General features: G+C 69.6%; 19 protein-coding genes. 4 read left to right on the plus strand and 15 right to left on the minus strand.

The window, feature by feature from the left end:
* Positions 1–52: 52 nt before the first annotated feature.
* The 7 genes from AP428_RS24390 to AP428_RS24420 form a co-directional block, all read right to left on the minus strand.
* Positions 53–1,039: a YkgJ family cysteine cluster protein gene (locus AP428_RS24390; protein ID WP_011694586.1), complete on the minus strand. Its 987-nt coding sequence runs from the start codon at positions 1,037–1,039 to the stop codon at positions 53–55.
* On the minus strand, positions 1,033–1,845 hold the full coding sequence (locus tag AP428_RS24395; RefSeq protein ID WP_011694585.1) for a MetQ/NlpA family lipoprotein: 813 nt from the start codon (positions 1,843–1,845) through the stop codon (positions 1,033–1,035). Before AP428_RS24395 ends, AP428_RS24390 begins: the two co-directional genes overlap by 7 nt.
* Complete coding sequence (locus AP428_RS24400; RefSeq protein ID WP_011694584.1) at positions 1,842–2,891, minus strand: formylglycine-generating enzyme family protein; 1,050 nt, start codon at positions 2,889–2,891, stop codon at positions 1,842–1,844. The genes AP428_RS24395 and AP428_RS24400 overlap by 4 nt, the downstream gene beginning before the upstream one ends.
* A 15-nt stretch (positions 2,892–2,906) precedes the next feature.
* Entirely contained in the window at positions 2,907–4,877 is a 1,971-nt protein-coding gene (locus AP428_RS24405; RefSeq protein ID WP_011694583.1) for an arylsulfatase, read from the minus strand.
* A 136-nt stretch (positions 4,878–5,013) separates the two neighbouring features.
* The gene (locus tag AP428_RS24410; RefSeq protein WP_011694582.1) at positions 5,014–5,733 is read right to left on the minus strand and encodes an SDR family oxidoreductase; all 720 of its coding nucleotides are present in this window, start codon (positions 5,731–5,733) and stop codon (positions 5,014–5,016) included.
* A gap of 161 nt (positions 5,734–5,894) precedes the next feature.
* Positions 5,895–7,202 (minus strand): MFS transporter, encoded by a 1,308-nt coding sequence (locus AP428_RS24415; RefSeq protein ID WP_011694581.1) that lies wholly within the window; start codon positions 7,200–7,202, stop codon positions 5,895–5,897.
* Positions 7,203–7,355: 153 nt separating this feature from the next.
* Complete coding sequence (locus AP428_RS24420) at positions 7,356–8,285, minus strand: LysR substrate-binding domain-containing protein (RefSeq protein ID WP_011694580.1); 930 nt, start codon at positions 8,283–8,285, stop codon at positions 7,356–7,358.
* Positions 8,286–8,411: 126 nt separating this feature from the next.
* Here AP428_RS24420 and AP428_RS24425 point away from each other — a divergent pair, with 126 nt between their 5' ends.
* The gene (locus AP428_RS24425) at positions 8,412–9,431 is read left to right on the plus strand and encodes an NAD(P)-dependent alcohol dehydrogenase (RefSeq protein ID WP_011694579.1); all 1,020 of its coding nucleotides are present in this window, start codon (positions 8,412–8,414) and stop codon (positions 9,429–9,431) included.
* A gap of 72 nt (positions 9,432–9,503) precedes the next feature.
* Here AP428_RS24425 and AP428_RS24430 read toward each other — a convergent pair whose 3' ends face one another.
* The 8 genes from AP428_RS24430 to AP428_RS24465 all read right to left on the minus strand — a co-directional run bounded on the left by AP428_RS24430 (position 9,504) and on the right by AP428_RS24465 (position 18,601).
* A complete protein-coding gene (locus AP428_RS24430; protein WP_011694578.1) occupies positions 9,504–11,819 on the minus strand; it encodes a TonB-dependent receptor in 2,316 nt (771 codons plus the stop codon).
* Between the two features lie 195 nt (positions 11,820–12,014).
* On the minus strand, positions 12,015–13,232 hold the full coding sequence (locus tag AP428_RS24435; RefSeq protein WP_011694577.1) for an MFS transporter: 1,218 nt from the start codon (positions 13,230–13,232) through the stop codon (positions 12,015–12,017).
* Positions 13,229–14,293 carry an ABC transporter substrate-binding protein gene (locus tag AP428_RS24440; protein ID WP_011694576.1) on the minus strand — a complete coding sequence of 355 codons (1,065 nt, stop codon included), beginning with the start codon at positions 14,291–14,293 and terminating at the stop codon, positions 13,229–13,231. Before AP428_RS24440 ends, AP428_RS24435 begins: the two co-directional genes overlap by 4 nt.
* A 36-nt stretch (positions 14,294–14,329) precedes the next feature.
* The gene (locus tag AP428_RS24445; protein ID WP_006484323.1) at positions 14,330–14,740 is read right to left on the minus strand and encodes a biopolymer transporter ExbD; all 411 of its coding nucleotides are present in this window, start codon (positions 14,738–14,740) and stop codon (positions 14,330–14,332) included.
* A complete protein-coding gene (locus AP428_RS24450) occupies positions 14,740–15,456 on the minus strand; it encodes a MotA/TolQ/ExbB proton channel family protein (RefSeq protein WP_011694575.1) in 717 nt (238 codons plus the stop codon). Before AP428_RS24450 ends, AP428_RS24445 begins: the two co-directional genes overlap by 1 nt.
* Positions 15,457–15,497: 41 nt before the next feature.
* Positions 15,498–16,298, minus strand: a complete 801-nt coding sequence (locus AP428_RS24455) for an energy transducer TonB (protein ID WP_011694574.1) — start codon at positions 16,296–16,298, stop codon at positions 15,498–15,500.
* Positions 16,299–16,331: 33 nt separating this feature from the next.
* Positions 16,332–17,378 carry an ABC transporter substrate-binding protein gene (locus tag AP428_RS24460; RefSeq protein ID WP_011694573.1) on the minus strand — a complete coding sequence of 349 codons (1,047 nt, stop codon included), beginning with the start codon at positions 17,376–17,378 and terminating at the stop codon, positions 16,332–16,334.
* A gap of 50 nt (positions 17,379–17,428) precedes the next feature.
* The gene (locus AP428_RS24465; protein WP_011694572.1) at positions 17,429–18,601 is read right to left on the minus strand and encodes an LLM class flavin-dependent oxidoreductase; all 1,173 of its coding nucleotides are present in this window, start codon (positions 18,599–18,601) and stop codon (positions 17,429–17,431) included.
* Positions 18,602–19,042: 441 nt separating this feature from the next.
* On the opposite strand from AP428_RS24465, the gene AP428_RS24470 reads away from it, so the two are divergent.
* The 3 genes from AP428_RS24470 to AP428_RS24480 are packed head-to-tail and all read left to right on the plus strand — an operon-like array spanning position 19,043 to position 22,075.
* The gene (locus AP428_RS24470; protein WP_011694571.1) at positions 19,043–20,119 is read left to right on the plus strand and encodes an ABC transporter substrate-binding protein; all 1,077 of its coding nucleotides are present in this window, start codon (positions 19,043–19,045) and stop codon (positions 20,117–20,119) included.
* Positions 20,120–20,150: 31 nt separating this feature from the next.
* Positions 20,151–21,257 (plus strand): PhnD/SsuA/transferrin family substrate-binding protein, encoded by a 1,107-nt coding sequence (locus AP428_RS24475; protein ID WP_011694570.1) that lies wholly within the window; start codon positions 20,151–20,153, stop codon positions 21,255–21,257.
* Positions 21,257–22,075 carry an ABC transporter permease gene (locus AP428_RS24480; RefSeq protein WP_011694569.1) on the plus strand — a complete coding sequence of 273 codons (819 nt, stop codon included), beginning with the start codon at positions 21,257–21,259 and terminating at the stop codon, positions 22,073–22,075. Before AP428_RS24475 ends, AP428_RS24480 begins: the two co-directional genes overlap by 1 nt.
* Positions 22,076–22,088 lie beyond the last annotated feature (13 nt).

Below are 22,088 nucleotides of genomic sequence, written 5' to 3' on the forward strand. Positions count from 1 at the left end.
GCCACGATTGAAAGAGCGCCAAGTGTACGGCACACGCGGCGTACCGCGAGCGTCAGGCGGCGAGCGGCGCGGCGTCGGCGCGATCGTCGAGCCACGCGTCGATGCGCGACGCATCTTCATGCGCGGTGGCTGCCGGTGCCGGCATCGCCGCGAGCGCTTGTCGCGCCCGTCCCAGCGCCTGCGCGAAGCCGCGCAATTCGTGCGTCGCGGGCCGGTCGGCGGCCTGTCGGCGCGCGAGTGCCGCTTCGACGTTCGCGCCGATCAAGGTCAGTTGGGCGTCGATGAAGTCGACGCACAGCGCGCGGCAATGCGCGGAAACCTGCGCGACGGCCAGCAGGACCGGCACGATCGACACGGTCAGGTAGCCGCCGGGCGCCAGCCGCGACAGCGCACGGCTCACGCCCGGCCCGCCGTCGGCCAGCGACGCGAACACGGCGTCGCGCCACACCGCGCGCTCGAACACGAGTGCCTCGCGATGCGCGTCGAGCGCCGCGCGATCCGCGACCTGCCCGGCCGTCACCAGCGGAATCGGGAACACCGATTCATCGGCAGACCGCGCATGCCCCGCTTCGACGATGCAGTTCGCGCCCAGCCACGCCGCATCGTCGCGCCGTGCCGCGAGCACGCGTGCCTGCAACCGGTCGGGCAGCATCGGATCGAGCGGCACCGCACCGCAGATCGAAGGCTTGTTCGCATGCACGCTGCAACGGCCGTCGTCGGCCAGCGCCGCGCAACGGCCCAGCGACGGATAGTCGTAGCCTTGCAGCGTCAGCGCGAGCCATTCGCCCTGCACGCCGCCGCCGCGATGGAACAGCCGGTCCGCCAGCGCATCGATCGCGGCGACGTCGTCCGCGTCGAGCACATGCTCGCGCCCGCCCGCCTGCCAGCGTTCGCCGATCCGCCGCTTCGGCACACGGCGAATCGTCAACGCGCCGACGAAGCGATGCCGATGCCGGAACAGCTCGCGCAACGACAGCGTCGGCGCGCTGTTGCAGCAGCGGCCGCACGCGTTGCACGCGAGCAAGTAGGTGTCTACCACGGCCGCCGCACCGAATCCTGGTAGCGCGTGAGGATGAAGCGCGCGACGTCATCCGAGTGATACGCGGCGACGAGCTGCGCGACCCACGGCTTCGCGCGATCGGCGTCGCGCACCGTGAGCACGTTCGCATACGGCGAGCGGGCGTCCTCGAGGCTGATGCTGTCGCGCGCGGGCTGCAGTCCGAAACGAGCCGCGTCGTCGCTGTCGATCGCGACGAACGCGGCCGTATCGAGCGCCGCGTAAAGCCGGTCGCGGCGCAGCGCGACGAATTTCAGCCCGAGCCGGTTGCCCGTCACGTCGCGCAGCGTCGCATGCAGGCCGGCTTTTTCGCGCAACGTCACCAGCGTGTCGTTCTGCAACAGCACGAGCGCACGCGCCATCCCGCGCGGATCGGCGGGAAGCGCAACCGTCGCGCCGGGTTGCAGTTCGTTCAGGTTCTTCAGCTGGCGCGAATAGAACGCCATCGGCAGCGTGACGGTCGGCGCGACTTCGGTCAGCGCGTAACGCTTGCGCGCACGGGTCGCGGCAAGCTGTTGCGCATCCTCGAAGCTGGCCGCGTCGATCCGCCCGTCCGCCAGCGCCGTGTCGATGCGCGACGCATTGTCGAATTCGACGACGTCGACGCTCAGCCCGCGCGCGGCCGCCACCCGCTTCACTTCGTCGAGGATCTGCGCATGCACGCCACGCGTGACGCCGACGCGCACGGCCGGCGCCGCGGCTTCGGCAGCCACTGCCGCGCCGTGAAGCACGACGCCGCATGCAGCCAGCAGCCACGCCGCCATGAAACGCCCGATGCGCGCCGTCATGACGCGTCCCTCAGGATCGTGCGAAATCCGATGTGCGACGCGCCGAGATCGGCTTCCTGCTGTTCGCGCGACGATGCGCGATAACGCACGCAGTAGTCTCGCGAGCACAGGAACGAACCGCCCTTGATCACCATCGGCGTATCGTGCCGGCGCGTCGGCGGTGCGACGGCCGCCGTATCGCCGTTCGTGTGCGACTGATGCGGGCCCGTGTACGCGTCCTTCGTCCATTCCCATGCGTTGCCGATCATGTCGTAAAGACGAAAGCCGTTCGCCGCATAGCAGCCGACGGGCGCCAATCCGGCGTGGCCATCCTCGGCCGAGTCGAGCACCGGAAACGCGCCCTGCCAGTAGTTCGCGGCCGGCTTGCCCTGCGCATCGCGCGGCGCCGCATCGAGCGATGCGTCGTCGCGGCCCGCCTTGCCCGCGTATTCCCATTCGGCCTCGGTCGGCAGGTCGCGGCCGAGCCAGCGCGCATACGCGAGCGCATCGCGCTGCGTGACGAGCGTCACCGGCAGGTTGCCGAGCCCTTCCACGTCGCTGCCCGGACCGTGCGGATGTCGCCACGACGCGCCCTTCACCCACGACCACCATGCGAGGTCGCGCGCGTTCAACTCGTCGCGGGTCGGCACATGAAACACCGCCGCGCCGCCCTGCTGCTCGGCCTCGGTCACGTATCCGGTGGCCTGCACGAACGCGGCGAACTGCGCGATCGTCACGTCGGTCTGGTCGATCCAGAAGCCGCCGACGCGCGTCTTGCCGTCGCCGACCGGGCGCTCGTCCGCATAGCCGCGCGTGCTGCCGAACACGAACGCGCCGCCGCGCAGGTGCACCATCCCGGCCTGCGGATCGTCACGCCACTTCGACGGCAGCCCCGAATAGCGTTCGCACTGGCGCTCCGAACCGAGTGGCGCGAGCGCGCGGCCGCGATTCAGGTCGTCGAACGCGCCGTCCGCCGGCGCCGCCGGATTCGCATAGCCCGCCGCGAACGCGGCGGCGAACAGCGTGGCGGCCAGCGCCGCGCCGATCGTCCAGAAACGCAACCGCATCGTATCGCCCCGCGATCAGTAGTAGCCGCGCGGACGCAGCGGTTCGACGCCGCCGACGTTGCCCATGTAGGTCTTCCACTGGTCGACCAGCGTGCCGATCACCGACGGGTTCTGCGCGGACACGTCGGTCGTCTCGCCGCGATCCGACGCGAGGTCGTACAGCTGCCAGTGACCGTCGAGCGGGCCGAGCGGCGGCTCGGTCCACAATGCCTTCCAGCGGCCGTCGGCGCTGCGCAGATACGCGCGGCCGTACGCTTCGTCGCCGAACGGCGTCGTGTGCACTTCGCCCGTCGCCGAACCGGTGAGCACCGGCAGCAGCGACTGGCCCGTGACCGGATACACATAGCGGTTGTTGTAGATCACCTTGCCCTTGTTCTGATCGACGCCCGTCAGCGTGTTCACCAGCGGCGGCGCCGGCTGCGACGGCGGCGTGACGCCCGCGACCGCGAGGAACGTCGCCGTGTTGTCGGTCACGTGCGTGAACGCGCGCAGCGTCGGCAACGATTGCGACTGGCCCGGCAGGTGCACGATCGTCGGCGTCGATACGCCGCCTTCGCCCGAATAGCCCTTCGTGAGCCGGAACGGCGCCGCGCTCACTTCGGCCCAGCGCAGCCCGTACTGCAGGCGCTGCGCATTCTGCTTGCCGTTGTCGGTGCCGAGCGCCGAATAGGTCGGCTCCTGCGCGTTCGCGGTGTCGGTCGCGGTCGGGTCGGCGCCGGAATCGATCGGCCAGCCTTCCGCGCCGTTGTCCGACTGGAACATGATGAACGTGTTGTCGTATTCGCCGATGTCCTTCAGGTGCTGGATCAGCAGGCCGATGTTGTAGTCGAGGTTCTCGACCATCCCCGCGTAGATCTCCATGTAGCGCGCCTGCGCCTTGCGCTCGGCCGGCGACAGGCTCGACCACAGCTTGTCGACCTTGCCGGGGCCGTAGTCGCTGTAGCCGTCGGCGGCCGAATGCACCGCGTTGATGTACTTCGCGCTGGCCGTGCCGTTGTTCGCGGTCGCGGGCGAGGCGACCGTCGTCTCGGGCAGCCCGTCGAACGGCTTGAAATCGGCCGGAATCAGGCCGAGCGCCTTCTGCCGCGCGATCCGCGCGTTGCGGATCGCATCGTAGCCGGCGTCGTACACGCCCGCGTACTTGTGCAGCCACGGATCGGGCACCTGCAGCGGCCAGTGCGGCGACGTGTAGGCCGCGTACGCGAAGAACGGCTTGCCGTCCTGCTTGTTCGCATCGATGTACGAGATCAGCTTCTGCGTATAGAAATCGGTCGAATAGAACACGGCCGGGCTGCCGCCCGTGCCGCCCGGCTGCCCGGGCTGGCCCGGCTGCACGTAGCGGCCGTCTTCCGTGTAGTTCGACGAGCCGGCCGGCTCGTGCGCGAAGTGGTTCGTCGCCGCGCCGCCGAGCAGCACGTAGCTGCGCTCGAAGCCCCACTGGTCGGGCGTCTGCCCGCTGCCCGTCGCACTGCCGACGATGCCCGAGCCGATGTGCCACTTGCCCGCGATATACGTGTGATAGCCGGCGTCCTTCAGCAGTTGCGCGAACGACAGCGCGCGATCGTTCAGGTAGCCCTCGTAGCCGGGCAGCCCGCGCCGCTCGTCGGTCGGCACGCCCATCGTGCCTTCGCCGACGAGATGGTGATCGGTGCCGGACACCAGCATCGCGCGCGTGATCGCGCAGACGGTGCCCGTGTGATGGTTCGACAGGATGCGGCCCGATGCGACGAGCGCGTCGAGGTTCGGCGTGTTGATCTCGCCGCCGAACGCATGGATGTCGGAATAGCCGAGATCGTCGGCCATGATGTACAGGATGTTCGGGCGTTTCGCGGCCTGGGTCGGGGTGGGCGTCGGCGTGACGCCGGCCTGCGACGGCGGCGCGTCGCTGTCGACGCCGCCGCACGACGCGAGCGACACCGCGCCGGCAATCGCGGCGCAGACGACACGGAAACGAAAAGCATGCAACGGCGACGCGGACTTTTTCATTATTGTTGACGCTCGATCTACGGGATCGGCGATCTTAGCGTCGCTCGTGCGGCGCCCAAAGTCGGATTCGTCACATGCTAACGGGGTGGGGGAATATGCGGCGCGTATCGTCCGCCACGCGTCGCGCAGCCGTGCATCAACTGCGCCCGCCGAGGCTGCCGCCGCCGTCCACCGATAGCACCTGCCCGGTGACGAAACCGGCTTCGTCCGACAAGAAAAACACGGTGGCGGCCGCGACGTCGTCGGCCGTGCCGAGCCGGCGCGCGGGAATCGTCGCGAGCACCTTGCGCTCGGCTTCGCTGCCGACCGGCCGCGTCTGGCGGAACAGTTCCGTCTCGATCGGGCCCGGCGCCACCGCGTTGACGGTCACGCCGTGTTCGGCGAGTTCGAGCGCCCACGTGCGCGTGCAGCCGACCAGCGCGTTCTTCGCGGCGGAATACGCGGTGCGGTCGAGGCTGCCGAAGATCGCGCGGCTGCAGATGTTGACGATGCGCCCGTAGCCGCGCGCCTTCATCGCATCGGCAAAATGCTGCGTGACCTGGATCGCGGCCCGCACGTTGAGATCGAACACGGTCTGCAACGACTGGAAATCGATCTTTCCGAGTGGTTGCGGCAGCACGATGCCCGCGTTGTTGACGATGCCGTCGACATGGTGGCGTTCGCCGATCCGCGCGAGCGTCGCGGCGGTCTGTTCGATATCGGCGAGATCGCACGCGAGCAATTCGCCGGGGAAGTCGATGCCCTGCGCGTGCCGCGCGAGACCGACGACGCGATGGCCGCGTCGGGCGAGCGTGGTGCTGATCGCGAGGCCGATGCCGCGTGATGCGCCGGTGACGAGATAAGTGCGGGATGACATGGGCGTGCCCTTGGGAAGGAATCCGGAGGAAATGGCGCAACGCGCCTTGTGGTCACCCGGCGCGCGCGTGCTCCGCCCGATTGTGCCGCAGCGACGAGAAACGCGTACGGTCGATGCCTTCTCGTCGCGTTCGATGCGTCACCCTCACACTCGCCAGTCGCTCACCCAACCCGCCCCGCCGCCACCGGCATCGCGCGCCGCGACGCGATCCGCAATGCGAGCACACCGCCCGCCAGCAACGCGACCGCGACGAGCAGCAGCGCGAGATCGTACGAATGCGTGACGTCCTTGATCCGCCCCATCACCGGCGGCAGCGCGAGCCCCGCGATGTTCGCGACCGCGTTGATCAGCGCGATCGACGCGGCCGCCGTGAGGCCCGACACGTATTCGGTCGTCACGGCCCAGAACACCGGCGTCGCGGCCCAATTCAAGCCGACCGCGAACACCAGCAGCGCATACGCGACGGGCAGCACCGGCGTGTAGATCGCCGCGACCAGCAACGCACCGGCCAACAGCATCGGCACGCCGAGATGCAGCGCGCGTTCTCCGCCGAGATCTGAATGCCGGCCATTTAGATACATCGCGACGCATGCGAACAGGAACGGCAGCGCGGACAGGCTGCCGACCGCGAAACTCGACTGCCCCGACAGACTCTTCACGAGCAGCGGCAGGAACAACGTCAGGCCGATCGTGCCGAACGCCTGCAACAACCAGAACGCGGCGAGCGCCCACACCTTGCCGTCGCCGAACGCACGCCGCAATGCGACGCCATGCGACAGATGCTCGCGCGGCGCGCCGTCGCGCAGCGTCGCTTCGAGCCACGCGCGCTCGTCGGCCGGCAGCCAGCGCGCGTGCGCGGGCGTATCGGGCAGGCGGCGCAGCACGACGAACCCGAGCAGCAGTGCGGGCACGCCTTCGAGCAGGAACAGCCAGCGCCAGCCCTCGACGCCGAGCACGCCGTTCAGGTTCAGCAGCGCGCCGGACAGCGGCAGCCCGATCACCGACGCGAGCGTCGCGCCGATGTAGAAGAACGACATCGCACGCGCCCGGTCGCTCTGCGGATACCACGCGGACAGGTAGTAGATGATGCCCGGCGTGAAGCCGGCTTCGGCCGCGCCGAGCAGCAGGCGCATCGCGTAGAGCTGCCCCGGTGTATGCACCGCGCTCATCGCGGCCGCGACGATGCCCCACGTGATCATGATCCGCGCGATCCAGCGGCGTGCGCCGACCCGCGCGAGGAACAGGTTGCTCGGCACCTCGAACAGGATGTAGGTCACGTAGAACAACCCCGCGCCGAGCCCGTACATTTCGGCGCTGAGACCGAGGTCGGCATTCATCTGCAACGCCGCGACCGAGATGTTCGAGCGGTCGATATACGCGACGAGGTACAGCAGCATCAGGAACGGAATCAGGCGCAGGTTCAGGCGTCGCATCGTCGCGGCGTGCAACTGCGGGGCGGTGGCGGTCATCGGCATGTCTCCTGGATCGTCTCGCGTGAGGCGCGGCGTCATGCAGGCCAGTCTAGGAGCCCCGTGAAATTCGCGTCAATTACCGGGATGTGTTCTCGATATATGAGACACGAGCGGGCGCGATGCGCGGCCAACCGGGTTGTCGCGCCGTCGTCATGCGCGTACCCCGTTTGCGTCGTCGGACGCCAGCATGTGCGGAATCTCGTCGACCAGCGCATCGACGACGGCCCGCACCTTCGACGGCACGTGGCGCGCCGCCGGCCGCACCGCGAACACCTCGGCGCCCGACACGCTGTTGCTGTCCATCACGAGCGCGAGACGGCCGTCGCGCAAGTACGGCGCCATCAGCCAGCACGGCAGCCACGCCAGGCCCGCGCCGGCGGCGGCCGCATCGGCGATCGCCTGCAGGTCGTCGAACCGCAGGCGGCCGGCCGCGCGATGGTCGTGCACCGCGCCGTCCGCGCCGATGACTCGCCATGGTGTCGGCTGTCCGCCGCGCGAATACGCGATGCCGACGTGTGACGCCAGTTCGTCGAGCCCCGACGGCCGGCCGTGACGCGCGAGATACGCGGGCGATGCGCAGATGCCCATGCGCTGCACGCCGAGCTTGCGGCCGACCAGCGCGCTCGTATCGGCCAGCTCGCCGATGCGCACGGCCAGGTCGAAACCGTCGTTGACGAGGTCGGCCACGCGATCGCTGAACGACATGTCGATTTCGAGCCGCGGATGGCGCTCGACGAGACGCCGCACGACGGGCGCCACGCACTGCCGCCCGAACAGCACGGGCACGCTGACGCGCACGCGCCCGGCCGGCTCGCGACGGCCCGCGTCGAGCGCGGCTTCCGTTTCGCCGAGTTCGGCCAGCAGCCGCCGGCACTGCTCGTAATAGACGAGCCCTTCGTCGGTCAGGCCGAGCTGGCGTGTCGTGCGCTGCAGGAGCCGCGCGCCGAGACGCAGTTCGAGCCGCGCGACGATCTTCGCGACGGCCGAGCGCGTCATGCCGAGGCGCAGCGCCGCCGCTGCGAAGCTGCCCGATTCCACCACGTCGACGAATTCGGCGACACCTCTCAGCCGTTCATCCATGCCGCTCCGCTCCGGTGCGATGACAGGGTTGTTTCCATGCCGGCGACAATCGTTGGCCGAATTCTCGCCAATGCGTCTACCTGCGCAACACTATGATAGTCCGGACTATCTCGAAAAGGAGTCGACATGCATGCATGGCACCTCAAACCGGGCGACGGCATTGCCGGGCTCGGGCGTATCGACGCGACGCCGCGCGCGGTCGGGCCGACCGACATCGTCGTGAAGATCCACTCGGCCGCGCTGAACTATCGCGACCTGATGTTCGCGCGCGGCGACTATCTGGGTATCGGCAAGGAAGCGCTGATCCCGGTCGCCGACGGCGCCGGCGAAGTGGTCGAGACCGGCCGCGACGTCACGCGCTTCAGGCCGGGCGACCGCGTGATCAACACCTACTTCCCGCGCTGGATCGACGGGCCGCCGACGCCGCACAAAGTGTCGGGTTCGCCCGGCGCGCAATTCGACGGCGTGCTGGCCGAACGCTTCGTCGCCGACGAAACCGCGCTGGTCGCGATTCCCCCGCATCTCGACTACGACGAAGCGGCGACGCTGTCGTGCGCGGGCATCACCGCGTGGAACGCGCTGTTCGTCGGCGGCGGATTGAAGCCGGGCGCGACCGTCGTGCTGCTCGGCACGGGCGGCGTATCGATCATCGCGCTGCAGCTCGCGCAGGCCACGGGGTTGCGCACGATCGTCACGTCGTCGAGCGATGCGAAGCTCGAACGCGCCCGCGCACTCGGTGCGGACGCAACGATCAACTATCGGACGACGCCCGAATGGCAACATGAAGTATTGCGGCTCACCGGCGGCGCGGGCGCGGATCTCGTCGTCGAAGTCGGCGGCCGCGATACGCTGCCGCGCTCGATCGCCGCGACGAAGCTCGGCGGCATCGTGTCGATCATCGGGGGCCTCAGCAGCTTCGGCGGGCCGGTACTCGATCTGCTGCCGCTGATCGGCGGCGTCAAGCAACTGCACGGCTTCATGGTCGGCAGCCGCGCGATGCTCGACGACGTCGTCCGGCTCGTCGACGCGAAGCGGATCAAGCCGGTGGTCGATCGCGTGTTCGGCTTCGACGAAGCGCCGCAAGCGTATGCGCACCTGCAATCGGGGCAGCACTTCGGCAAGGTGGTGATTCGCGTCGCGTCGTGATGCGTGCAGGGACGACGTACCGCGGCTCGACGCGCCAGGCGCCGGCGCCGCGGCAGGCGTCTCCCGTCAGCGTCAGATCTTCGCGGTCAGCGTGATCCCGACCGTGCGCGGATCGCCGTACAGCGTCGGATACGCGCCATACGACGGCAACAGCTCGAGCTTCTTGTAGACCTTGTTCGTCAGGTTCGTCACGTAGCCGGTCACGATGTACTTCTGGTTCGGCGTCGTGTACGACACATGCGCGTTCAGCACCGTATAGCCGCCCTGCCACAGCTGCGGCATCGTCTGCCGCGTCGCGCTGAAGTACTCGCGGCTGCGGTAGTTCACGTCGCCGCCCGCCGTCAGCGTGCCGAACGACACCGGTACGCGATAGTCGAAGCCCGCGTTCAGCGTCGTATGCGGCGAACGTGCGAACGAGTTGCCCACGGCCGTCGGCACGTTGCGGAATTCCGTGTAGCGCGTGTTCAGCATCCCGAGGTTCGCGAACAGGTACAGGCTGTTGACCGGCTGCGCCTTCAGCTCCAGCTCGAAGCCGTCCGCGCGCCCCTGCCCCGCATTCGACAGCGTCGACACCGGCGGCCCGCCGAACGGGTTCGGCGCCAGCGCGAACACCTGGATGTCGCGATAGTCGTAGTGGAACACGCTCGCGTTGACGATCAGCCGCTTGTCGAACCATTCGCTCTTGATGCCGACCTCGTAATCGGTCAGGTACTCCGGCGACACGGTCGACACCGTGCTCTGCGTATAGGCGTTGCCGTTGTAGCCGCCCGAGCGGAAGCCGCGCGCATAGCGGAAATACGCGCGCACGTTGCTGCTGAGCGCATATTCGGGCGTGAGGTCCCAGGTCGGCGCGCGCCAGGTGTTGGTCTGGTTCTGCCGCGCGCTGACCGCGAGCGGCGACGACACCGACGACGGCGACCACCAGCTGTTCGGATCGCTGAACGTCACGTTGCCGGTATCCTGCAGCCCGGTCAGGTTGATGGTCTTGCGCTCGATCGTGTAACGCAGCCCGCCCGTCACGTTGAAGCGGTCGGTGAACCGGTACTTGACGCTGCCGAAGATCGCCGCGCTCTGCGTGTGCTGCGTGAGATCCGTCAGGTGGTAGTACGCGGGCGACGGCGAGCCCGGCAGCCCGCCGCCGGCGCCCTGCTCGGCCAGTTGCTCGGTAAACAGATGCGTGCCGACGATCCAGCTCAGGCGGTCGCTCTGCGGCGATTCGAGCCGGAATTCCTGCGAAAACTGCCGGCTCGACAGGCGGTCGTGCGAGCGCGCCGCATCGAACGGCGAATAGTCCTCGTCGTCCTGGTACCAGCGGTGCAGCCCTTCGAACGCGGTGATCGACGTCAGCGACACCGCCGGGTTGATGCGCCAGTGCGCGGTCAGCGACGTGCCCCACGTCGAGATGTGATCGCTCGACGGCGCATTGAGCGACACCGTATACGGATCGCTCGACCCGACGAAGCCGAACTGGTTCGTGCCGCCGCGCCCCGCGCCTTCCGCGTGCCATGCGTTGCCGCCGCCCGTGTAGTTGCGGCCATGGATGTTGAACAGGAAATCGGTGTCCGACGTCGGCACGGCGAGCACCTGGAAGCGCACCGCGTTGTCGTGGAAGCCGCCGAAGCGCCCCTGCTGCACCGTGTTCGTGTAGAAGCTGTCGGCATTCTCGTGATACACCGACACGCGCGCGGCCAGCACGTCGTTCTTGCCGATCGGCCCGCCGATCGCCGCTTCCGCGAGCCGGCTGTTGTACTGGCCGAAGCCGAGCTTGCCGTAGCCGCTCACGTCGAACGTCGGCTTCTGCGACGTGATGTTGAGCGCGCCGCCGACCGTATTCTTGCCCCACAGCGTGCCCTGCGGCCCGCGCAGCACTTCGATGTGGTCGAGGTCGAACAGCGGAAAGCCCTGCCCGAACACGCTGTTGATGTACACGTCGTCGAAGTACACGCCGATCGGGCTCAGCGACAGGTCCGACGGATCGTTGCTGCCGACGCCGCGCAGGAACCAGCGCGGCCGTTCGCGGCCCTCGGTCGATTGCCCGGTGAAGTTCGGCACGTACTTCGTCACGTCGTTGATCACGCGCAGCTCGTTGTTCTTGATCGCATCGCCGCTCAGCGCGCTGACCGCGACCGGCACGTCCTGGATGCGCTCCTTGCGCCGGCGCGCCGTCACGGTCACCGTGCCGAGGTTCGTTTCGCGTACGGCCGTACCGCGGTCCGCACGCACCGCCTTCGGTGCGGCCGCGGCCGCATCGTCCGATGCCTGTTGCGCCGGCTTCGCGTCCGGCGCCCCCGCCGTCGCCGCGCCATCTTCCGCCCATGCGGGCGACGATACGACGCCGCCCGTCAGCAGTCCCCCCAGCGCGGTGACGATTAGTTTTTTCCTGAACATCGATGAGTCATCCTGTTTGATCGGTTGAACGCAGTGCGTGCGCGACGCACGGGTTCTCTCATGCAATTCGGATGCCAGCATCGACAGGCCCGTCGCACGGGGCGCGCGGCGGGCCTGCTGCGCCCGTGTTGCTGCATGCGCATCTGTGTAAGCGGAAAATTGCTGGTCACGCAACACCGCACGATGCCGAATTCGTTAGGACAGCTTCGCAGGCAGCGCTTGCGTCGCGCCGCGACGCCCATGTGCGAGCCGCAGCGCGAGTGCGACCAGCACGACGACCGGCAGCCAGCACAGAAATACGGCCCGCAACCCGACGAGCGGCGCGAGCGCGCTGCCGACCAGCGGGCCGCAGAACGCGCCGGTCATCGACGCGAGGTTGTAGAGGCTCGATACCTGGCTCTTGTCGGCCGGATGACGGCCGAGATGCTGCATGTTGACGAGATGCAGCAGCGACGAGCCGGCGCACAGCGCGGCGAGCCCTGCACCGACGATCCACGGATCGCGCCCGAGGCCGAGCGCGAGCAGCCCGGCCATGCCGCCCGCGAGGCCGAGTGCATGACAGCGGCGCTCGGTCATGCGCTGCGCGACGTGCCCGAGCCCGAACAGCGCGATCACCGCGACCGCGCCCTGCAATGTCAGCAGTGCGACGGCACGCGTCTGCGTGAGGCCGAGCGACTGGATCGCGAGCACCACCGTATAGGTGCCGACGAGCGCGCGCGTCGCGCTGTTCACCGCTTCCACGACGAGCTGCTCGCGGATGCCGCGGCTCCACGCGAGCGCGAACAGCGCGCGCAGGCCGCCGGTTCGACGTGACGCGCCGGGAGACGGTGGCGCCGCCTCGCCGAGCAACCCGCGGCTGAACAGCGCCATCCCCGCGAAGCTCGCCGACGCCACGCAGAACGTCGCGACCGCACCGTGCGTGCCGATCAGCCCGCTCGCGAGCCACGGCCCCACCATCCCGGTGCCGATCGACATCGCCGCGCGATACCAGCCCGCGCGGGCGAGGCCGATCTGCGCGAGCCGCGCGAGAAACACGCCGTTGATCGACACGATCCGGAACGGGATGCACAGCCCGATCAGCCCCTGCGTGAGCGCGATCAGCGGCCACGCGCCCGTGAACGGCACGACGAGATTGAGCAGCATCGGCCCCATGCTGGCGGCGAAGTACACGCGGCGCGCACCGTAGCGCGCGACCAGCAGCCCGGCCGGCAACGTCATCAGCGCGATGCCGAGCGGCTCCATCGCGGCGATGATGCCGAGCCGCGCGTCGTCGACGCCGAGCGCCAGCGCATACAGCGTCGTCGCGAGCTGCGCCATGCTGATCGTCGTGCCGCTCGCGAGCGCGAGCAGCATGAAGCCGCCGGTGAAGCGCTCGCGCCGCCATGCGTCGGCGACGCGTGCCGGCGTGCTCACCGCGACAGCGTCGCGATGCCGTCGAGCGCGCGCCGGTCGATCCACGCGCGCACGTCGAAGTCGGCGGGCAGGAACCGCCAGTCGACCAGAAAGCGCTTGAAATCATCGAGCGCGGCGATCGACGCTTCGTCGAGATCCGTGCGCAGCCGCCGGTGCACGTCCACGCCGTACGCGAGCCGCAGCGAGTCGTGGCCCGACCCCGTCTCGCGGCCGAGATAGCCGAGCACTTCGTGCTCGTGCTCGCGCGCCCACCCTTCGACGTCGGTCACGCGTGCGAGAAAGCGGCTGACGATGTCGGGATGGCGTTCGAGCGTCGACGCATTGACGGTCAGCGGGCGCGGCGAGCCGTTGTTGATGCGGATCTGCGGATCGGGATGAAAGCCGATGTCGACCACCGGTTGCGCGCCGATCAGGTGCGCGGTTTCGAGCCCGAGCGAACCCTTCACGTAGATCGCGTCGACGTCGCCGCGCACCAGCGCGGCCGCCTCGGCCGCATAGAGCCGCCGGCTCGACAGGCTCGCCGGATGGCTGAACGCCGCGTCGCGGGTCGCGGGCGTCGCCACCGGCGCGCGCAGGTTCGATGCCGGTACGTCGACCCATTCGACGTCGCCGGGGCCGAGCCCGTCGAGCGACAGCGCACTCACGAAGCCGCGCAGCGCCGCCGCGCGGAAGATGTCGATCCGCTCGCCGTCGCGGCGCGGCAGGCCGATGCGGCGCCCACGCAGGTCCTTCGGCCGCGCGAGGCCGGCTTCCGGCAGCGCGACGATCGCCTGGGCCTCGTCGACCCAGGTCAGCGCGACCACGCGCGTGTCGGCGCCGGACGCACGCGCCCACAGCGCCGGAATGCTGCCGCCCTGCCGGAACGCGTTGTCGAGCGAATGGTCGACGTGCGCGTGATGCAGCGCCGCGTGCTGGCTTTCCTGCAGCGCGCGCACGGTGATGCCGTCGCCGGCGAATTCGTGATCCAGCCAGCCGAGATGCGCGGCGATGCCGAGCGGTGTCGGCACCGGACAGCGCGTGTACCAGATCGACTGAACGTTGTGTGAAGCCGTGGTGCTCATGAATGCGTTCGCAAAAAAGGAGTCGTGAAACGCGCGTCAGCCGCGCGGCGCGGTGAGCACCGACAATCGCGTGATACCGGCGTGCTCGATCGCGGCCATCAGCTTCGCGACGGTGCCGTACGGCACGTGCTCGTCGGCCTGCAGGTCGAGCGCGACGTCGGGCCGGCCGGCCTTCAGCGCGGCCAGCTCGGCCGGCACCGTGTCGAGCGCGACCGCGCGCTTGTCGAGGTACACGACGCCCTTGCCGTCGACGCTCACGGTCACGTTCGGCTTGCGGTCGGCCGGCGCGGTGGCGACGGTGTTCGGCAGATTCACGTGCACCGCGTTGTTCAGCAGCGGTGCGGTGACGATGAAGGCGACCAGCAGCACGAGCATCACGTCGACGAGCGGCGTGATGTTGATTTCGCTGAGCACGTCGTCGTTGTCGGAGGAGGACGAGAAGGCCATTATGCGAACGCCTCCTGGCGGGTGTCGTCGGAACGGCGCGCCGGCGTGGCGGCGGGCACGGCGGCCGGCACGCGGAAGCCGGCTTTCTGCGCGAGCGTGACGAAGTCGGTCGCGAACGCGTCGAGATCGGCCGACGCGGCCTTCACGCGGCGCACGAAGAAGTTGTACGCGAGCACGGCCGGCACCGCGACCGCGATGCCGATGCCGGTCGCGACCAGCGCCTCGCCGATCGGCCCGGCCACGACGTCGATGCTCGCCGACGCGCTGTGCGTGATCGCGGTCAGCGCATGGATGATGCCGAACACGGTGCCGAACAGCCCGACGAACGGCGCGGTGCTGCCGATCGACGCGAGCACCGCGAGCCCCGCTTCCTCGCGCCGGCGCGCGTTGTGGATCTGCTGGCGCAGATGGCGTTCGAGCAGGTCATGACGGCTCCAGCTGTGTTCGAGATCGTGCGCGCTGCTCTCGTCGGCGCGTCGCAGTGCGTCGAAGCCCGTCGCGGCGAGTTCGCCCACCGGGCTGTTCGCGCCGTCGAGCGTGGCCGCGTCGTGGAAGCTGTTCGCGGCCCAGAACGCGCTGACGTAACGCCGGTTGCGCGCGCTCGAGCGCAGGCTCTGGATGGCCTTCACGACGATCAGCGTCCACGTGACGACGGAGAAAACGACGAGCAGCCAGAGCGCGCCCTGGACGATGAAGGTGGTCGGGATAGCGTTCATGATGTGAGCTCCTTGAAAAATGTGGCGGGCGGCCCGGCGGGTCAGCCCAGCTTGAAATCGATCGGCACGTTCACCCAGCCGTCGACCGCTTCGTCGCCGCGCTTCGCGGGGACGAAGGTCCAGCGCTTCACGGCAGCCACCGCCGCGCTGTCGAGCAGGCGGCGGCCGCTGCTCGTGCGGACCTCGACCGAATCGGGCGTGCCACTCGCGAGCACGTGCACGCGCAGCACGACGCGCCCTTCCCAGCCCTGGTCCTGCGCGAACGCCGGATAGTCGGGCGCCGGGTTGCGCAGGTACGCCGCGTCGCCGATCGGCGCGGTTTCGCGCACGGGTACGGCGGGTGCGGGCGCGGGCGCCTGAACCGGGGCAGCGGGCGCGGCGACGGCCGGCGTCGCCGGCGCGGGTGCAGGTGCGGCTTCGCGCGTCGCCTGCGGCGTGGCAGCCGGCGCCGGACGCGGTACGGCCGCGCGCGGCTTCGGCGGGGTCGGCGCCTGCTTCAACGGCTTCGGCGACACGACCGGCGGCGGCGGGTGCGCGGCCTGCGGCAGCGGTTCGGGCGGCCGCGTCAGCTCGACCGTCATCGGCAACGGCCGCGGCGGCTGCACGGGCGGTGCGGCAGGCACGCGCGCGGCCAGCAGCGCGACGCCCGCATGCAGCGCCGCGATCGCCAGCGCAATCGCCGCCGCGCCACGCCATCCGTTCGCCGGTGCGGCCCGTGCGTCGACCTGCGCGGACGGCGGCAGCGACGGCGGACGCGCAACCGCCGCCACCGTGCGCGGCGCCGCACGTGCCGCATGCCGGCGCGCGGGCGGCACGCCGTATTCGATCGTCAGCCCTGTCATGTTCGACTCCTTGCAATGACACGCCGCGGCGCGCTACGCGACCCACGCATGGCGGTGCCGGTCGATCTGCGTGAACGGCGCCGGATCGATCCACGCGCGCGCGTCGAAATCGTGTTCGAGAAAGCCCCACTCGACGAGAAAATCCTTGAACGCGACCAGCCCGTCGATCGACGTCGGCGCGAGCCCGGTTTCCAGATGGCGATGCACGTCCGCGCCATACGCGTAGCGCACCCACTCGTCGGATGCACGCGTTTCACGGCCGATATACGCGACCGTCTCCGCCGGATGGCGCGCGGCCCAGTCGCCCGCGCCGACCACGACCGACAGGAAGCGGCTCACGAGATCGGGGCGCGCGTCGATCAGCGCGCGGTCGACGGTCAGCGTGCGCGGCGTGCCGTTGCCGATCCGCACCAGCGGATCGGGATGCGCGCCGAGATCGATGACGACCTGCGCGTCGATCAGATGCACGGTTTCCAGCCCGGCCACGCCCTTCACGAACACCGCGTCGACGTCGCCGCGCACGAGCGCCGCGATTTCGAGCCCGTATTCGTGCGGGCCGCGCGTGAACGACGCGGGCCCGGTGTGGCGCTCGCGCGTGTCGGGCAGGTCGACCCATTCGGCGTCGCCGTGGCCGAGCCCTTCCAGCTCGAGCGCGCTCAGGAACCCCTTCAGCGCGGCCGCGCGCCAGAAGTCGATGCTGATCGGATGGCGCGGCAAGCCGAGCCGCCGGCCGCGCAGGTCGCGCGCGGTGCGGATGCCGCGCTCGGGCAGCGTGACGATCGCCTGGAATTCGTTGGTCCACGACAGGCCGATCACGCGCGTATCGGCGCCGCGGGCCCGCGCCCACAGCGCGGGAATGTTGCCGCCCTGCCGGAACGAGTGCGGCAGGCTGTGATCGAAGTGCGATTCGCGCTTGTCGGCGTCGGCCGTCTCCTGCAGCGAATGGAGTGCGATGCCGTCCGGCCCGAACTCCTCGTCGAACCAGCCGCGATGCACGGCGATGCCGAGCGCGGTCGGCACCGGGCAGCGCGTGTACCAGAGTGCGTCGCAAGCCGTGGCCTGCGCAGCGAGTGTCGTCATGGTGAGTGTCCTTGTCGTTGTCATGGGTGCGTGGCGGCGGGCCGCCGCGCTCAGGCGCCGGCCACGCGCAGCGCCGCCTGCGTGCCGCGCGCGTTCAGCGCGCCGTCGACGAGCGGCAGCACTTCCTCGCCCACGCGGTACGCTTCTTCGAGATGCGGGTTGCTCGCGAGGATGAACGTCGACACGCCGATCTCGACGTACTCCGCGAGCCGCTCGGCCACCTGCTCGTGGCTGCCGACGATCACGCAGCCGGGGCCGCCACGGATCTGCGACATCCCGGCCCACAGGTTCGGGCCGACGATCAGGTCGTCGAAGTGCTGCGTGTTGCCCTGGTGCAGCGCGAACTGGCGTTTCGCGCCGACCGATTCCGACGCTGCGCCGCGCCCGCCGAAGCCGTTGCGCGTCGTGTCGCCCACCGTCGCGAACATCTGCCGCAGCTCGGCCCACGCCTGCTCCTCGGTCTCGCGCGCCAGGATGTCGATGCGCATGCCGAAGCGCAGATCGCGCTCGGCGTTCTGCCGGTCGAGCGCGCGGCGCGCCGCATCGATCACTTCCTTCTGCTTCGCGAGCGGCTCGCCCCAGCTCAGGTGCACGTCGCCGTGCTTCGCGGCGACCGCGAGCGCCGCGTCGCTCGCGCCGGCCAGATAGATCCGCGGCGGTTTCTGGCCGCTCAGCGGCGGCAGCAGGCCGCCCTCCTCGACGCGATAGAAGCGGCCGTCGAACGTGAACGGCGCGCCGGCCGCGACGCCCTTCACGACGTCGAGGAATTCGTCGGTGCGCGCATAGCGGCTGTCGTGATCGATGAAGTCGCCGTACGCACGCTGGTCCGGCCCGCCGCCGCCCGTGACGACGTTCCATTCGACGCGGCCGCGGCTGATCCGCTGCAGGCTCGCGGCCATCTGCGCCGCATAGACCGGATGCACGAAATGCGGCTGCAGCGCGATCAGCAAGCGCAGCCGGCGCGTCTCGCGCGCCAGCGCGGCCGCCACGACCCACGGTTCCTCGGTGAAGCGGAAGATCGGAATCAGCGCGCCGTGGAAGCCGGCGATATCGGCCGCGCGCGCGACCTGCGACAGATAGTCGATGTAGCCGAACGCGTCGTCGTCGACTTTCGGTGCGACGCGCGACGCGCGCTGGCGATTCCATTCGCCGCGCGTATGCAGATCGTGTGCGCGCCGGCCGTCGCCGTGCATCGGCAGGCGCCACAGAAATTCAACAGCCATCGGGATTCTCCTTGTCGGCCCGTTCGGATTGCGTGCGGCACCGGCGTGCCGCGCGTTTGCAGCGCTGTAAAGCACGCGGTGTGCCAACGGGTTCGCCGCGACATGCGCGAAGCCGCCGGCGAATGCGCGCGGCGCCTTGCGGGTCGGGCGTGCGCGACGATTCGAATCATGTGCGCCGGGTGCCGCCGGACATGTCGCGACACGCACCCGTGCCGCTGCTGCTTCCGCCGCACCGGTGCTGCGCGCGCAACAGCGCCCGACCCGACTGTTGCTCACGCAACAACGCAGGGAACTGCCGCCATGCCGCGCATCGCCCGCGCGGCCCGCGGCAGCGGCCGCACGGCGGTTGCCGTTCACTGGCCCGGAACTTGCAACGTGGAACGGCCCGCGCGGGCGACACCGCGCCTCGACCACGCTTACCCAGACAGGGGAATCTCACACATGACAGACAGGCCCGATTCGTCATCGGACAAGCAGCAGACGTTCTGGTACGCCCGATCGCCGGTGCCGACGCCGCTCGGCATCGCCGTGCACCTCGGCTGGCTCAACGGCGAGACGTCGGCCGACGGCGTCGCGATCCGCTCGCCACGCGGCGCCACGCGGCACGACGTGTCGTCGATCAGCGACCACACGCTCGCGCAGTCGTTTCGCCAGGGCGGCAGCATCCCCGCGATGTGGGCGCGCTCGAACGACGCGAACACACGCGTGATCGGGTTGTCGTGGGTCGACGAATCGCAGCTGATCCTCGCGCGCCCCGAGTCGGGCATCCGCTCCGTGAAGGCGTTGCGCGGGCGCCGGATCGCGATTCCGAGCCGCCCCGACGATCGCATCGACATCTTTCGCGCGTCGGCGCTGCGCGGCTTCGTCAATGCGCTGAGCCTCGACGGGCTGACGCTCGGCGACGTCGAACGCGTCGACGTGCGCGCCCGCACGCTGCAAGCCGTCGGCCCGGCGCGCGCGGCGAGCCTGTTCGCGTCACCGCAAGGCTTTTCGAGCCGTGCGCTGTATGCGGCCGAAGCCGGCGCGCTGCTGCGCGGCGAAGTCGATGCGATCTACGTGAAGGGCTCGACGGGCCTCGAGATCGCGCAACTGATCGGCGCGCACGTCGTGATCGACATCGGCTTTCATCCGGAGCGCTCGATCCGCAACAACAACGGCACGCCGCGCCCGCTGACCGTCAACGCGGACGTGCTCGCGAACCACCCCGACATCGTCGCCGGCTTCCTGAAACTCGTGGTCGCCGCCGGCGAATGGGCCGGCACGCATCCCGACGAAACCGCGCACTACGTGGCCGGCGAAACCGCGTCGTCGATCGACTGGGTACGCGCCGCGTACGGCAACCAGTTGCACCGGCATCTCGGCATCAATCTCGACGACGAATCGGTCGCCGCGCTCGACGAGTTCAAGACGTTCCTGCACGACCACGGTTTTCTGGAAGCCGATTTCGACGTCGCCGACTGGATCGATCCGCGCCCGCTCGCCGACGTGCTGCGGCCGTCGTTGCAGAAGCGCGCGTGAGCCCCTTTCACGTTCACTGCTCCGGACCATCATGAAACCCACACTCTCCCTCGCGTCGCTGCATCGCCCGCTGCGCGCGCTGCTCGCCGCGCTGCCATTGGCCGTCGCATCATTCGTCACGCCCGCCGCCCACGCGCAAGACGCGCCCAAGGTCGTGCGAATCGCCGTCGTCGCGTATTCGAGCGGCGGCAAGACGCAATACGCGGGCGCATCCGCGCTGATCGACGCCGACAAGTCGCTCGAAAAAGCGCTCGCCGCGCGACACGTGACGCTGCAATGGGTGCCGGTGTCGACCGCCGCGGTCGGCACGCTCGTCAACGAGGCATTCACGAACGGCAGCATCGATTTCGCCGGCTACGGCGACCTGCCGTCGGTGGTCGTCAACGCGTCGGGCACGCACACGCGCCTGATCGTGCCGGGCGGCGTCGGCAGCAACACGTATCTGGTCGTGCCGGCCGGCTCGAGCGCGAAGTCGATCGTCGACCTCAAGGGCAAGCGCATCGCCCTCAATCGCGGCCGGCCGTGGGAAGTGCCGTTCAGCAAGCTGCTCGCCGAGAACGGGCTGAAGCTGTCCGACTTCAGGATCTATAACCTCGATCCGCAGGCCGGCGCGGCGGCCGTCGCGGCCGGCCGCGTCGACGGCTTCTTCACGCTGTCCGACGCGTATTCGCTCGTCGACAAGAACGTCGGCAAGATCATCTGGTCGACCAAGAACGCGCCCGACGACTGGAAGATGCGCGCGGAACTGTGGGCGTCCGACGATTTCGTGCGGCGCTACCCCGACATCACGCAGATCGTCGCGACGGCCTACGTCCGGGCCGCGCACTGGATCTCGCAGCCGCAGAACCGCGACGCGTACGTGAAGATCCTGAGCGCGTCCGGCCAGCCGGAAAGCGTCGTGCGCCGCGAATACGCGGACGAAGCGACGCCGTGGAAGGAGCAATGGACGCCGCTCTTCACGCCGGCGTTGACCGGCCATTACCGCGATGTCGTCGCGTACAGCCGCCAGGCCGGGCTGACGTCCGCTCCGGTCGACGTGAACGCGCTGCTCGCGCCGACCTTCGTGTCGACCGCGCTCAAGCAGCTCGGCCTCGACGGCTACTGGCGCGCCGACGCCCCGCGCGTCGCGAGCCGCTGATGGCGACGCGCGCCCTCGCGCCGAACGGCTTGCGCGCGGCGGTTCGCCTGCCGGGCGTCGCGCGGCTCGGCCACCACGCGCTGTGGTGGATCACGCCCGTCGCATTCGCCGCGCTGTGGTGGCTCGCGAGCGCGCAGCGCTGGTTTCCGCCGCAGCTCGTCGTGCCGCCCGAGCGCCTCGCGGCGACGCTGCGCACGCTGCTCGACACCGGCGAACTGCGCGACAACCTGTCGATCACGCTGCACCGCCTCGTGCTCGGTTTCGCGATCGGCGCGACCAGCGGCGCCGCATTCGGCATCCTGCTCGCACGCAGCCGGCTGTTCGCCGACTACCTGCGGCCGACCTTCGACCTGTTGCGGCAATTGCCCACGCTCACATTGATTCCGCTGCTGATCCTGCTGATCGGCGTCGACGAACCGTTGAAGCTCGTCGTGGTCGGCAAGGCCGTGTTCTTCCCGGTCGCGCTGGCCGCGTACACGGGCGTGCACGACGCGCCGCGCGATCTCGTCGAGATGGCGCGCCACTACGGGCTCGGCCGCTTCGCGCTGCTGCGCGACGTGCTGCTGCCGGCCGCGCTGCCGCCGCTGCTCACCGGCGTGCGGATCGCGCTCGCGCGTGCGTGGCTCGCGCTCGTCGCGGTCGAGCTGCTCAGCGCGGACAGCGGCATCGGCCAGATGATGGAACTCGCCCGGCAGATGCTGCGGCTCGACGTGGTACTCGTCGACGTCGCGGTAATCGGGCTGATCGGCTTCGCGCTCGACCGCTCGATCGCACTCGTCCAACGTTATGCGCTGCGCTGGCTGACGCCCGCGCGCTGACCCTGACCGGAAC

This window comes from Burkholderia sp. E168m22 (genome assembly GCF_001319805.1).
Classification (GTDB): domain Bacteria; phylum Pseudomonadota; class Gammaproteobacteria; order Burkholderiales; family Burkholderiaceae; genus Burkholderia; species Burkholderia orbicola.